Raw genomic sequence first — 14,038 nt, 5'->3', positions numbered from 1 at the left:
ATCTAATTCGCAAATCATACTTGCGGTGTTCCAGAACATCCTCTGGGTCGCTTCGGGTATGCCCTCCATTGGGAAGCGAACGACCCTGAGACCACTCGTCAAAGAGCCGCACCTGCGGCCCGGAGATCGAGATCTCCGAAGTAAGGATTAGCCCCACGATGCAGTTCGAGCGCCGTTTCACCACAGCAGGGCAGTCGCCCTATGCTGCCCTCCCCTTCCGGCTCGCCACGAGCGAGATCCGCAATCCGGACGGCTCCGTCGTCTTCAAGCTCGAGAACATCGAGGTTCCTGAGACCTGGAGCCAGGTCGCTGCGGACGTCCTCGCCCAAAAGTATTTCCGCAAGGCCGGCGTTCCGGCCCGCCTGAAGAAGGTCGAGGAGAACGACGTTCCCTCTTGGCTCTGGCGCTCCGTGCCCACCGAGTCCGCTCTTGGCGAGTTGCCGGAAGCCAGCCGCTATGGATCGGAGATCTCCTCCAAGCAGGTGTTCGACCGCCTCGCCGGCTGCTGGGCCTATTGGGGCTGGAAGGGCGGCTACTTCTCCTCCGAGGAAGACGCCCATGCATTTCATGACGAGCTGCGCTTCATGCTCGCCAACCAGATGGTGGCGCCGAACTCGCCGCAATGGTTCAACACCGGCCTGCACTGGGCCTACGGCATTGATGGTCCGAGCCAGGGCCACTATTACGTGGACTACAAGACTGGCAAGCTGACGAAGTCGAAGTCCTCTTACGAACATCCACAGCCGCATGCCTGCTTCATCCAGAGCGTTGAGGACGATCTGGTGAACGAGGGCGGCATCATGGACCTGTGGGTCCGCGAGGCGCGCCTGTTCAAGTACGGCTCCGGCACCGGCTCCAACTTCTCGAAGCTGCGCGGCGAGGGCGAAAAGCTCTCCGGCGGCGGCCGCTCGTCGGGCCTCATGAGCTTCCTCAAGATCGGCGACCGGGCGGCCGGCGCGATCAAGTCGGGCGGCACCACCCGCCGCGCGGCGAAGATGGTCGTGATCGATGTCGATCACCCCGACATTGAGGCTTACATCGACTGGAAGGTGAAAGAGGAGCAGAAGGTCGCCGCCCTCGTGACCGGCTCCAAACTCGCTTCCAAGCACCTGAAAGCCATTCTGAAGGCCTGCGTGAACTGCGAGGCCGAAGGCGATGCCTGCTTCGACCCGGAGAAGAACCCGGCGCTGAAGAAGGAAATCAAATTCGCCCGTCGCGTCCAGATTCCGGACAACTACATCAAGCGGGTGATCCAGTTCGCCAAGCAGGGCTACACCGACATCGACTTCCCGATTTATGACACCGATTGGGACTCGGAAGCCTACCTCACGGTCTCCGGCCAGAACTCCAACAACTCCGTTTCCGTGACCGAGGAGTTCCTGCGTGCCGTCGAGAACGATGCTGACTGGCACCTGACGGCCCGTCGCGGTGGCCAGGTCATGAAGACCCTCAAGGCTCGCGACTTGTGGGAGCAGATCGGTTATGCCGCCTGGGCGTCGGCCGATCCGGGCCTGCACTTCAACACCACCATGAATGACTGGCACACCAGCCCTGAGGGTGGCCGCATCCGGGCCTCGAACCCGTGCTCGGAATACATGTTCCTGGACGACACGGCGTGCAATCTCGCCTCCGCCAACTTGCTTCAGTTCCTGGACCGCAAGGGCAGCTCCTTCGATATCGAGGCCTTTCAGCACGCCTGCCGTCTCTGGACGGTGGTGCTTGAAATCTCGGTGACGATGGCGCAATTCCCATCCAAGAAGATCGCGCAGCTTTCCTACGAGTATCGCACGCTGGGCCTCGGCTTCGCCAATATCGGCGGCCTGCTCATGACCATGGGCTTGCCCTACGATTCTGATGAGGGTCGGGCTATTACGGGCGCCATCACGGCGATCATGACCGGCGTCTCCTATGCCACCTCGGCCGAGGTGGCAGGGGAACTTGGCCCCTTCCCGCAGTACGAGAAGAATGCCAAGCATATGCTGCGCGTGATGTATAATCACCGCCGCGCGGCTATCGGGGCTCTCGACGGGTACGATGGGCTCTCGACCAGTCTTGTCCCCCTCGATGTGGATATCCTGAACCGGTCGGGCCCCCTGAACGAGGCGTGGAACTCCCTGGGTGAGCGCCTCGCAGCAGAGGCCAAGCGGACCTGGGACAAGGCCCTGGAGCTCGGCGAGACGAACGGCTACCGCAACGCGCAGGCCACCGTGATCGCCCCCACCGGCACGATCGGTCTCGTGATGGATTGCGACACCACCGGCATCGAGCCCGACTTCGCCCTCGTGAAGTTCAAGAAGCTCGCCGGCGGCGGCTACTTCAAGATCATCAACCGGGCGGTGCCCGACGCCCTGCGCGCGCTCGGCTACCGCGAGTCCGAGATCGCCGAGATCGAGGCCTATGCGGTCGGCCACGGCTCCATGAAGCAGGCTCCCGCCATCAACCCGGGCTCGCTCCGCTCCAAGGGATTTTCGGACGAGAAGATCGACGCGGTGGAGAAGGGCCTGAAATCGGCCTTCGACATCAAGTTCGTCTTCAACCGCTGGACCCTGGGCGAGGACTTCCTGACCGGCACACTGAAAGTGCCGGCGGAAAAACTCAGCGACCCGTCCTTCGACCTGTTGTCCTTCCTCGGCTTCTCGAAGGCCGACATCGAGGCCGCAAACATCCACATCTGCGGGGCGATGACTCTCGAGGGAGCTCCCTTCCTCAAAGTCGAGCACTACGCGGTGTTCGATTGCGCCAACCCGTGCGGCAAGATCGGCAAGCGTTATCTCTCGGTCGAGAGCCACATCCGCATGATGGCGGCTGCGCAGCCCTTCATCTCGGGCGCGATCTCCAAGACGATCAACATGCCCAACGACGCCACCGTCGAGGATTGCAAGAACGCCTACATGCTTTCCTGGAAGCTGGGTCTGAAGGCCAACGCGCTCTACCGCGACGGCTCCAAGCTCTCGCAACCGCTCAACTCCGCCCTCATCGCCGATGAGGACGAGGATGCGGAGGACGCCGCCGAGACGGTCGCCGCCCTGCCGGCCGCCGCCAAGGTCGCTCAGATTTCCGAGCGGATGGTCGAGAAGGTTGTCGAGCGCATCATCAAAGTCAGGGATCGGGAGCGTATGCCCGACCGCCGCAAAGGCTACACCCAAAAGGCGACAGTCGGTGGGCACCGCGTTTACCTCCGGACCGGCGAGTACAACGACGGACGCCTCGGCGAGATCTTCATCGACATGCACAAGGAAGGCGCCGCCTTCCGGGCCATGATGAACAACTTCGCCATCGCGATCTCGCTCGGCCTGCAATACGGCGTGCCGCTGGAGGAGTACGTGGAGGCCTTCACCTTCACGCGCTTCGAGCCGGCCGGCTTCGTCCAGAACAATGATCGCATCAAGTCCGCGACCTCGATCCTCGACTACGTGTTCCGCGAGCTTGCCGTGTCTTATCTCGGCCGCAATGACCTCGCTCACGTAGAGCCGGAGAACGCACCGACGACCGTCGGGCTTGGCAAGAACGACGGCAGCTCCTCCGATCCTACAGGCGTCGTCCTCCCGATCTCCCGCGGATTTGTTCGCTCCGATGTCCAGACGGTCGCTCAGACCGTCGCCATCTCAACGGCGGCTATCATCCCTCAGGTCGACGGCAACGCCGCTTTGGCAATGCACCCGGTCGAGAGTCTGCCGTTCCAACCTCCGGTGACGAGGCCGGCTGACGATCTCGCCACAAAGGTGAGCCAGGCAAAGAGCCAAGGCTTCACTGGGGAGACCTGCAACTCTTGCGGATCGTTCGAAACGGTGCGTGCGGGCAAGTGCATTTCATGCACTTCGTGCGGAAATCAGAACGGCGGATGCAGCTAACGCATCCGAGCCCTGGCGCCCATAAAGGCGTCGTTTAACCCAGTTCTCCGCACGATACCGCCCATCAGTGCGTCGTGCGGAGAGACCTCATCTGCCTTCCTTAATATGCGACCATGCGCAAGTGCTCCAAAACCGGCTCCTATGGAAATCGAACGACTTTCAGTCGCAAGCTGAATAGCAAAGTCCGGCGCTGCGCCATTTTGGGTCAGATCAGACTGGATCCCCTCGACGGCTCGCGGGTAGAACTGATCATCGATGGTTTGTCACACGGACCATTCGACGACGCTAGCGCCGCCCTTACCCAGGCATCAGCCCTTAAGATTGTCCGGACCGTGCCGTCCCGGAGCCCGAAGCCTCGGACAGAGCGAACATACGATCTGACCCCAATTCGCGGCTCTGATCACGTTGGTCTGTATATCGACGGAAAATTCGAGGGCGTTTTCTCGAGTGCCTCTGCGGCTGGATCGTATGTCGCCGATCGTTGTCGCCCCGGACAATCCATGATGCCTCGAGCCATTCAGGCTGGACGTAGAGCGCATATCTAAGGAGATGTTGCCCGTGCATATTATCGATGTCGAGAACGGACCCAGCGTCCTCTACGATGGCAATCGGTTGGTTGCATCAGGGTCTCGCGAGATGTGCGAGGCCGTCCGCGATGGTACCCTTCAAGACTACATCGCCAGGTGTGAAGACGAACGTCGCCGTCTTAAGATCGGAATGCACAGTCCGCGTGTTCAGAGGCAACTCGCTCTGGAAGCAGCAGCGGCAAAACCTAAGATCAGACAGACCGAACTCTTCGCCTGAACTAAAGATTAGCGAGACACGGGGCGCTTGAGCACGCCCCCTTTTTGTATGGATCAACAAACCCCGTTTGCCACACTGATTAACGGGCAATGACGATCATCCGCGGTGCACAAGCCAGTCGGGATTTCGAGACGGCGTCCTTATTAGGACGGGAAATTAAATCCCCAGAATGAAACTGAAACAGCTTGACCGCCAGCGGCGCAAACGGTTTTGTATCCTACCATTCTATTTCGGTTTGATGCATTACAAGTGCGCTCGCTTGCTCATGCTTCAAGAATGAGAAAGTAACAATATGTCTGCTAGAGCCATCCTCGCCCTCCGCGGAACCGATAAGGAAAACGAGTCTTTCCGCGACTATGCAAACAAGGCTGACGGAGAAGGAGCCGTCATCACCTTCTCTTTCATGAACGCGGCCCCGGAAGGCAGCAGCGACAGGAAGGCATCGACCTTCTCGACCTACTCGGCTCAGGAGAAGGCGACGGTCTATGCCGCTCTCGGCTACATCTCCTCGATCGCCAATGTGACTTTCGTCGAATCTGACGCAGCCAATTCTCTGCTCGCCTTCGGCCAGTACGATTTCAGCGGAGATATCGTCGGCAGTTCGATGGGCATCTACTACAACAAGGTGCTCGGACGGTTTGAGCAGGGCCAGGTCTGGGCCGACAGCCATATCAAGTACAACACCAAGAGCGGTCAGGGCATCCACACCCTGCTCCATGAGATCGGCCATGCTCTCGGACTTCAGCACCCCTTCGAGGGGCCGTACGCCCTGAGGGGGAAGGAGCTCGCCTCTTCCGCCATGGGCTACGACTATACCGGCCCCGACAACAAGATGGGCGTTTATGACATCATGGCGCTCCAGGAGATCTACGGAACTCCGCAGGTTCGCCTGGGCAACAACACCTATAAGATGGGTAACGACAAGTACCTGTTCGATCCTGGCGGGATCGATACGCTCGACGCTTCGGCTGCGAAGTACAAAGTCTCGATCAATCTTGAACCCGGAAGCTGGAGTTACGTCAACAAGAAGGCGGGTTCTGTTATCTCTGATGGCCAGGTTGTTATCAGCAAGACGACGGTTATCGAAAACGCCAAAGGCTCGAAGTTCAACGATACGATCACTGGCAACTCCGAGAACAACACCCTTAAGGGCGGCGCCGGTAACGACAAGCTCTATGGTGGTGCCGGCGACGACAAGCTCTATGGGGAGTCGGGTAACGACCTCCTCAGCGGCGGCGACGGGATGGACTACCTATCGGGTGGTGCCGGAAACGACACCATCTGGGGCGGTGGTGGCGCTGATCGGCTCTATGGAGGATCCGGGAAAGACCAGTTCAAGTTCAACTCCTACGGAGACCTCGGCGACCTGAATTCGTTCGATCGGATCTACGATTTTCGGGCGGACGACAAGATCAACTTCCGGAGCTTCGATGCTAACCCGGATGTCGCCGGCCGCCAGAAGATGACCTTCCTCGGCAACTCCACGGGCGACTGGAAGCTGAATGCCAACAAGGCGGGGCAGTTCTACTACAACACTGCCACCGATAACCTCGTTATCGACTCCAACGGAGACGGCGTCGCAGACCACTACATCGGCGTCAAAGGCGTCTCGTCCATGAAGGCCGCCTACTTCATGCTCTAAACCCACAAGGGGAGGCCTCAGGCCTCCCTTTCTTGTTTCGGGCAGATGAAACCAAGAGGCCCCGAAACCGATGCCGACCCTTCGTGAATATTTCGCTGAATTGGACGCTCGCCGAAAGCGACTGCAACAAGCAGAGGATTGCGGCTGGCGTGATTCCATCCCGAGTGAAAGGGAGACCGTCGCTGAATTCGAGCACGTGCTTATGAATGCGATCGGGAATAATCATGGGCGTCTCGTCGAGATCGCCGGCGACCTGGATCTGGGACCACTCCCACTTGGGATCTCACTCGCCTACAGCAGGGATTGAACCCCTTCGCTGGACAGTGGTCAGGGGTGACGGTACATCCGCGCCACCCCTTAACCACGTCAGCCGAGTGCCCCACATCCCGGTTGCTGCCTTGATATCGCCGACATGGTTAACGTTCGGTTAATTCCGAACATTCAAGGCGGAAGTTTTGGCTTTATTTCTTCCGCAAAGCTTGGCAATTTAGGTCATCAAGATCCCCGAAAAGTAGAAATCAAATGGCGCCCGTCCGTCTCGTACGAACGGCCAAGCTTTGGGTGCTGAAAGTGCACCTGAAAGGAGTTCGAATTGCGCTTTGATATTGTCGCCGACGTCCATGGACACGCGTCCAAGCTTACCGCCCTCCTGTCCAAGCTTGGCTATAAGCTCAAGAACGGCACCTGGCAGCATCAGGACCGGACGCTGGTCAGCGTGGGCGACCTCATCGACAGGGGGCCCGAGCAACTCGAAACCGTTCAGATCCTGCGCCGCATGAGAGACGAAGGCTTCGCCCTTGTGACGATGGGCAACCATGAGCACAATGCCATCGGCTGGTTCCTCACCGATCCCAACGAGCCCTCTCGGCCGCTCCGGGCGCACAGTGCCAAGAACCGCAACCAACATCAGGCGTTTCTGCAGGCCGCCGGTGAGGGCTCTCCTCTCCACCGGGAACTGGTCGAGTGGTTCATGACCCTTCCCCTCTGGTGGGAGACTGATGGCCTTCGGGTCATCCATGCCTGCTGGCATCCTCGCGAGATCGCCGTCATGAGGGACTTCGTCAATCAGGAAGCTTCGCTCACAAAGGATGGCGTCTATGCCTCTTTCGCCAAGGGGCATCCGGCGCACAACGCCGTCGAGATCCTCCTGAAGGGCCTTGAGATCGCCCTCCCCGCAGGCGTATCGTTCTTCGATAAGGATGGTCACGAGCGCACCAACACCCGCATCCGCTGGTGGGACGATGCGGCTACCACCTACAGGAGCGCTGCTCTCGTCGATCCAGAGACAACCGCTCTCCTGCCGGATATCGAACTCGGCCCCGAGGATCGCTTGGACTACGACCACGCCGCCTCGGTGGTCTTTGGCCATTACTAGCTTCAGGGAAATCCGAGCCTGACTGACCGGCGCCGGCTCTGCCTCGACTACTCCGTCGCGAAGGGCGGCCATCTCGCCGCATATCAATGGGACGGTGAAGACGAACTCGATCCCAGGAAGCTGGTGTACGTCAGCTAGGCGGAGCGCAGGTCCGAAGCAGCGGGCCTGCGCCTCCTCCTGAAGCTTAAAGATTCTATACACCAAACATTGGGTTTGATGGTCCAGGCTTGGGATTAACCCTGGTGCTTAACACGCTTATCGCTGATTGTGATTGGCCCGGATCCGAATTAAAAGTCACAGCAGTGAAAGTCTTGATTTGACTTTCCTATGGCGGATTGGATGCTCACCCGTCTGGGCCCGATCCAAAGGCATGATGCCGCCCCGCCATACCGGTGAGAACCCGGTATATCGACATCACCATCGACATTTTTGATCTGGTTCGAGTTCAAGCACTTTGTGGCAGCTGAAGCTCGGAGGTTAACGCGGGCGTCCTATGCTGACCGTTTCTGGATTTGTCTTCACAGAGCGATCTGCTCTCTTGATTGCGATGGAGGTTGCGACCCTTGCTGTTGCCTGTCTTACGTGCGTCCATCAGTGGAAACAGGCAGGCAAAGTCCGGGGCTCCAAGCGATTTGTCCTCAAAGGCGTGGCAATCGCGGCTGCTCTCTTCGGCCTATGGTCGACCTACTGGGTCGGAACCAGAGTGGTGGCGCCCCCTCCCCCGGATGGATTTGGCATCAGCTTAACCCTCCTGGCCTTCGTCACGGGTGTCGTTCTCACCGGGATCGGCGCAGGCATGAGTATCCGGGACCGTTGGAACCGGACCCGTGATCTTGTGACGGGCCTTGAGAACAGGGCCAACTTCATTGACAGGCTTGATCGCGAGATCTCCGTCCACCAGGCAAGGACCCAACAGCTGGCAATCCTCTGCCTCGATATCGATGGCTTCAAGGACATTAACGATCTTTATGGTCATACGACCGGCGACCACACCCTTCGGGACGTTGCCAGCAAGCTGGCGACGGTCCTGAGCCGCGGTCAGATCCTTGCGCGGCTTGGCGGCGACGAATTCGCGGTTCTCATGCCCAATATTGAAAGCCCGACGGAAGCCCGCCTCCTTGCAGAGCGGCTGCAGAAGGCAGTCGCTGCCGGCCTTCAGGTCAAAGACCTTCCCGGGTCCGTATCTGTGAGCATCGGCATCGCCTTGTATCCAACCGATGCCGGTGACCGGGCCGAGTTGCTCTCATGCGCCGATACCGCTCTTCACCGGGTCAAGGAGGAATCGAGCGGGGCCTGCCGCTTCTTCGATCCAGCGATGGGCGACAAGCTGCGCGAACGCCGAACCATCGAACAGGATCTCCGCCAAGCCCTCCAGGATGATCAACTCTACCTTGTCTACCAACCCCAGGCGAAGATCGGCGCTGGGGAGGTGACGGGCTTTGAGGCCCTGTTGCGGTGGAAGCATCCCGCCCGTGGTGACATCCCGCCCGGGCTCTTTATACCGATCGCCGAGGAGAGCAGCCTGATCCTCACCGTCGGAGAATGGGTTTTACGCACAGCCTGCCGGCAGGCAGCAAGCTGGACCCGACCACTCACGATTGCTGTCAATGTTTCTGCGCGGCAGCTTATTGATCAGGGACTGGCCGAGTTGGTCGAAAGCATTCTGGCTGACACCAGGCTCTCGCCAGAGCGCCTCGAGATCGAGGTGACCGAGACAGCCCTCATCAGTGATCCCGGCCGAGCCCGGCAAACGCTCAACAGGCTCAAGGCGCTGGGCGTCACCATCGCCATGGACGATTTCGGAACCGGCTATTCCTCCTTGTCGAATGTGCGGGAGTTTCCGCTCGACAAGATCAAAATCGACCGATCGTTCATCAAGGCAGTTCATGCCAATAAGCAGGCCGCCGCGATCGTCCGGGCCGTGCGCCTGCTGTGTGATGGTCTCGGCCTGCCCGTCATTGCCGAAGGGGTCGAGACGCCGGACGAGCTTCACTTCCTGATCAAGGAAGGATTCACCGACGCTCAGGGCTACCTCCTGGGAGCTCCCGTCCCTGCCAGCGAGATTGGACCTCTGGTCTTCGACAATGTCATTCCGCTGCCGAGCACACGCCTTCGTCTTGTTAGCGAGGCGGCAATTTAATGATCATCAGCGGCCTGAAAGCAATGAAAGCCATAAGCAAGAGGGCGCCCAACCGGGCACAATCCCTCAACAGGCTCAAGATTGTCCTGGTGATCCTTGGCGCCGGCTTCATTATCGGGGCAGCCTACTTCTTATGGCTCATTGCGGACCGACAGGACAAATTGGCAGGAGTTTCGCGCCTGGATGTGGCGTGGGTGGCAAACAAGGCCGAATCTGAGTTCTTTCGCCTTCAGCATGCCCTTCTTGCCTATCGCACCGGTGACAGCGGCGTCACCGCGGACGACGTCATTCTCAGATTCGACATCGTTCAAAGCCGGTTTATTATGCTGAAGGATGGCAACTTCGGAACCTTCATCCAAAGCAATGAAGACACGAGGATGGCTGCTGATCGCCTGGATGAAATCCGCAAAGCCGCCGAGCCATTCATCTACGGCATCGAGAAGCCCGGCGCGGCCGCCCAGGCAACAGAAATCCTCGAGCCAATTGCGACGATCTTGCCGCATCTTGTCGGGGTGGCAAACCAATATGTTGCCGACCTGATTACCGATAATCATGTCGCGCTGATGAGCTTGCATCGCACTTTCACGTTCATGATGATCGGGATGATCCTCTGCGGCTTTGGTCTGATTGCCTTCATGAAGCGGCAGAACGATCTGTTGGAGGGCGCGCATGACGAGGTTCAGGATCTGGCCAAGAACCTGACATACCTGGCCCACCACGATGCCCTCACCGGGTTGGCCAATCGGGTTCTGTTCCGCCAACGTCTGGACGCTGACCTTGACAGGCTCCGCACCCACGGCGAGCCGCTGACGGTCCTCTATCTCGATCTGGACGGCTTCAAGCTGGTCAATGACAAGTTCGGCCACGCAGCCGGTGATGAATTGCTGCGGATCGTCGCAAAGCGTCTCCAGAACTCAATCCGAGCCAATGATATCCCTGCCCGTCTTGGTGGCGATGAGTTCGCCATCCTGCTCAGGGATCCCGTATCAGTCGAAATTGCAGAGACAATCTCGCAGCGGATCATTGCAGCGATCAGCGCACCGATTGGACTGGATCGCCAGGAGATCACAATCGGAACAAGTATCGGGATCTTCATGGCGAAGGATCCCCAATTGACCCGCGACGAGATCATGCGGGGCGCGGACAAGGCCTTGTATCAGGCAAAATCGGAAGGCAGAGGACGCTATCGTTCATTCGATATTGTCTCTCTACCGGATCAACAGGTCGCTTAAGAAAAAGGCCGGTCGCGAGGACCGGCCTTTTCCATTACGCCGCATCGTCCGCAGCGGTATCGCCTGTATCATTGGCCTGAAGATCGTGCATGAGCAGGCCCGCATTCTCGCGGATCTTGCCCTCGATCTGGGCTGCGATCTCCGGGTTTTCTTTCAGGAAGGTCTTGGAGTTCTCGCGGCCCTGCCCAAGACGCTGGCTGTCGTAGGAGAACCAGGCGCCCGACTTCTCGACGACGCCAGCCTTCACGCCGAGATCGATCAGCTCGCCCATCTTCGAGATACCCTCACCGAACATGATGTCGAACTCGACCTGCTTGAAGGGCGGAGCGACCTTGTTCTTGACGACCTTCACGCGCACTTGGTTGCCAATCGGCTCGTCGCGATCCTTCAGGGTCGACGTGCGTCGAATATCCAGGCGCACCGAGGCATAGAACTTGAGCGCGTTGCCGCCCGTTGTCGTCTCAGGGGAGCCGTACGTCACGCCGATCTTCATGCGAATCTGGTTGATGAAAATCACCAGCGTGTTCGTACGGTGAATGGAGCCAGTCAGCTTACGCAGCGCCTGGCTCATGAGACGGGCCTGCAAGCCAGGACGGCTCTCTCCCATCTCGCCCTCGATTTCGGCTTTTGGGGTCAAGGCAGCGACGGAATCAATGATCACGACGTCGATCGCCCCCGAGCGAACCATCGTATCGGCGATCTCCAGCGCCTGCTCGCCATTATCCGGCTGGGACACAATGAGATCGTCGAGATTGACGCCCAGCTTGCGGGCATAGACCGGGTCAAGCGCGTGCTCTGCGTCGATAAATGCGCAAACGCCGCCCTTCTTCTGGGCCTCGGCAATGGCGTGAAGCGTGAGCGTGGTCTTGCCCGACGACTCCGGCCCATAAATCTCGATGATGCGGCCCTTCGGCAGGCCGCCGACACCCAGGGCAATATCGAGTCCAAGCGAGCCAGTCGAGATTGTCTCGACCTCCACAACCTGATCGCCGCCCAGGCGCATGATTGCGCCTTTGCCGAAGGCGCGTTCGATCTGCGCGACCGCTGTCTCGATCGCCTTGTTCTTATCCAAGCTCATAAGGGCTCCGCACGTCCTGATTTTGGGATTGCAGGACCCTATCCTGATCGGAGCCGAATGACCAGAACAAATCGAGAACTGCGCCACTTTGTCGGGGACAAAGCTTGGCTGCATACTCACATTTCGCTCAGCAATTCCGTGCGGCTCAGAGGGCCAGCGATAGCTGCGGGGGTTCGGATTCTTCATCCGTATTTAGGGTGGAGAGGGAGACCCCAAGGAGCCGAACCGCCTTTGGGAAGGGAGCCAAAGCCGACAGAAGATCAAACGACGCAGCCTCGAGCGCCGCCCTGCCCTCCACCATGCCTGACAGCGTTCGGCTGCGGGTGATCTGGTGAAAGTCCGCATACTTGACCTTTAGCGTCACCGTACGGCCCCGCCCCCCGTTTGATCGCAATGCCGCCAGACTTTGTCGATAATCGGCTGGAGCGCCGTCTTCATCGCTTCCAATTCCGTTAGATCGTTCGAGAACGTGTTTTCGGCCCCGACAGACTTCCGGATCCGGTCTGGGCGCACGGGACGGTGATCGACGCCCCGGGCGAGCCAGTAATAATAGCTCCCAGCCTTGCCGAACCGCTCCTGAAGAAACTCAAGCGAGCGTCCTTTCAGATCAAGCCCGGTGAAAATCCCCAACCTGTTGAACTTGGCAGCCGTCGCCGGGCCGATCCCATGAAACTTCTGGATGGGGAGTTGCTCCATAAACGCCGGCCCCATCTCCGGCGTGATGACGAACATGCCGTTGGGCTTACGCTGATCCGATGCCATCTTCGCCAGAAATTTCTGATATGATATACCGACCGACGCTGTCAGTCCCGTCTCCTGAAAGATCTTCGCTCGGATCTCACGCGCAACCTGCGTTGCATACGCTATGCCCTTCAGGTTCTCGGTGACATCAAGATAAGCCTCGTCCAGCGAGAGGGGCTCCACCAGAGGCGTGTACTCGTGGAAGATCTCGCGGATCTGCAGGGAAACCTGCTTGTAGACGTCGAAGCGTGGCTTCACGAAGATCAGATCAGCACACTTGCGGCGCGCCGTTACCGACGGCATTGCGGAATGGACACCAAAGCGGCGAGCCTCATAGCTCGCAGCTGCCACGACGCCCCGCTCTCTTGAGCCGCCCACCGCGACAGGCTTCCCGCGCAATTCGGGATTGTCTCTCTGCTCGCAACTCGCGTAAAAGGCGTCCATGTCACAATGTATCACTTTGCGATCAATGAACCCCTCGGTCTGAGCGGCTTCCTTTGGCCTCTCGCGTGCAATGACTGGGTCAAGGGTGATGTCCAACGTGGTCCCCACGAATGGATACAGGCTATCAGGTCGCCTTAGTAATAGCATTGCCTGTTCTTCATTTGTACTCCCCGCCCAGGATTTCCACCTCTTTCCTGTGGGGCCGCCGTTCTTGAGATCTTTTTCGATCAATCCCCGAAATTTCAGGAGCGTTCGATGTCGGCTGACAAGCACAAGGGCCTTGCCATACGCACGGCCTACCTCCGCCTTGCGGCCTCCCGCGGAGACGCGGGCTTCGCCGTTCAGGTCAAATGGGCCTATGCCGTCACCTCATATGTCGAGGATCTTCTGAGGCTCGGACACCTGCGCCGCACCAGGCAACCCGCCGGCGGCCGGAAGCGCGTCACCTGTATGATGATTACACCGAGCGGCGAGAAATGCCTTCACGACACCCTCGCCCGCCGTGGGCAGGGTTTCGGGCCTGTCTCCCTCATCCGCACCATCGACCCACGTAAGGTACGCAAGGAGGAGCGGCGCAAAAACACAGCTCACGCTGCCGGATACATGAGCCGCCGCGTCTACACCGGCATCCGCCATTTGGATGCGGCGCTGGCGGCTCGCCACCTCGAGCGGATCAAACGGGTCTTAGTCTGCTCTTCCTCCTCCATCTCCACGCAAGCTATCGCCTGAGG

The 14,038-nt window shown here is 59.2% G+C and carries 7 protein-coding genes and 1 pseudogene; 6 read left to right on the top strand and 2 right to left on the bottom strand.

Annotated features, from left to right (window positions below):
- Positions 1-158 precede the first annotated feature (158 nt).
- The 5 genes from DDF70_RS08670 (at position 159) to DDF70_RS08640 (ending at position 11,044) form a co-directional block, all read left to right on the top strand.
- Complete coding sequence (locus DDF70_RS08670) at positions 159-3,851, top strand: vitamin B12-dependent ribonucleotide reductase (protein ID WP_114944477.1); 3,693 nt, start codon at positions 159-161, stop codon at positions 3,849-3,851.
- Between the two features lie 1,096 nt (positions 3,852-4,947).
- Entirely contained in the window at positions 4,948-6,297 is a 1,350-nt protein-coding gene (locus DDF70_RS08660) for a M10 family metallopeptidase C-terminal domain-containing protein (protein WP_114944475.1), read from the top strand.
- 592 nt (positions 6,298-6,889) lie between these two features.
- Positions 6,890-7,672 (top strand): metallophosphoesterase, encoded by a 783-nt coding sequence (locus DDF70_RS08650; RefSeq protein ID WP_114944473.1) that lies wholly within the window; start codon positions 6,890-6,892, stop codon positions 7,670-7,672.
- Between the two features lie 706 nt (positions 7,673-8,378).
- Positions 8,379-9,812, top strand: coding sequence for a putative bifunctional diguanylate cyclase/phosphodiesterase (locus DDF70_RS08645; protein ID WP_245435412.1), 1,434 nt, complete (start codon positions 8,379-8,381; stop codon positions 9,810-9,812).
- Positions 9,812-11,044, top strand: a complete 1,233-nt coding sequence (locus DDF70_RS08640) for a GGDEF domain-containing protein (RefSeq protein WP_114944471.1) — start codon at positions 9,812-9,814, stop codon at positions 11,042-11,044. Before DDF70_RS08645 ends, DDF70_RS08640 begins: the two co-directional genes overlap by 1 nt.
- A gap of 34 nt (positions 11,045-11,078) precedes the next feature.
- On the opposite strand, the gene recA is transcribed toward DDF70_RS08640, so the two are convergent.
- Together recA and dinB are read right to left on the bottom strand one after the other, a co-directional pair.
- A complete protein-coding gene (gene recA, locus DDF70_RS08635; RefSeq protein ID WP_114944470.1) occupies positions 11,079-12,122 on the bottom strand; it encodes a recombinase RecA in 1,044 nt (347 codons plus the stop codon).
- Between the two features lie 145 nt (positions 12,123-12,267).
- A pseudogene (gene dinB / locus DDF70_RS08630) lies at positions 12,268-13,307 on the bottom strand (DNA polymerase IV).
- A 255-nt stretch (positions 13,308-13,562) separates the two neighbouring features.
- Between dinB and DDF70_RS08625 the strand changes: the two are divergent.
- Positions 13,563-14,036, top strand: coding sequence for a hypothetical protein (locus DDF70_RS08625; protein WP_114944469.1), 474 nt, complete (start codon positions 13,563-13,565; stop codon positions 14,034-14,036).
- Positions 14,037-14,038 lie beyond the last annotated feature (2 nt).

Source organism: Microvirga calopogonii (assembly GCF_003347665.1).
Taxonomy (GTDB): Bacteria; Pseudomonadota; Alphaproteobacteria; order Rhizobiales; family Beijerinckiaceae; genus Microvirga; species Microvirga calopogonii.
Note: the sequence above shows the minus strand (reverse complement) of the source record. Positions and strands in the feature narration are given on the sequence as shown.

Excerpts from the sequence above, each read along its gene's own strand:
- DDF70_RS08670 (WP_114944477.1), top strand. The coding sequence starts at position 159 with ATGCAGTTCGAGCGCCGTTTCACCACAGCAGGGCAGTCGCCCTATGCT.
- DDF70_RS08660 (WP_114944475.1), top strand. The coding sequence starts at position 4,948 with ATGTCTGCTAGAGCCATCCTCGCCCTCCGCGGAACCGATAAGGAAAAC.
- DDF70_RS08640 (WP_114944471.1), top strand. The coding sequence starts at position 9,812 with ATGATCATCAGCGGCCTGAAAGCAATGAAAGCCATAAGCAAGAGGGCG.
- recA (WP_114944470.1), bottom strand. The coding sequence starts at position 12,122 with ATGAGCTTGGATAAGAACAAGGCGATCGAGACAGCGGTCGCGCAGATC.
- DDF70_RS08625 (WP_114944469.1), top strand. The coding sequence starts at position 13,563 with ATGTCGGCTGACAAGCACAAGGGCCTTGCCATACGCACGGCCTACCTC.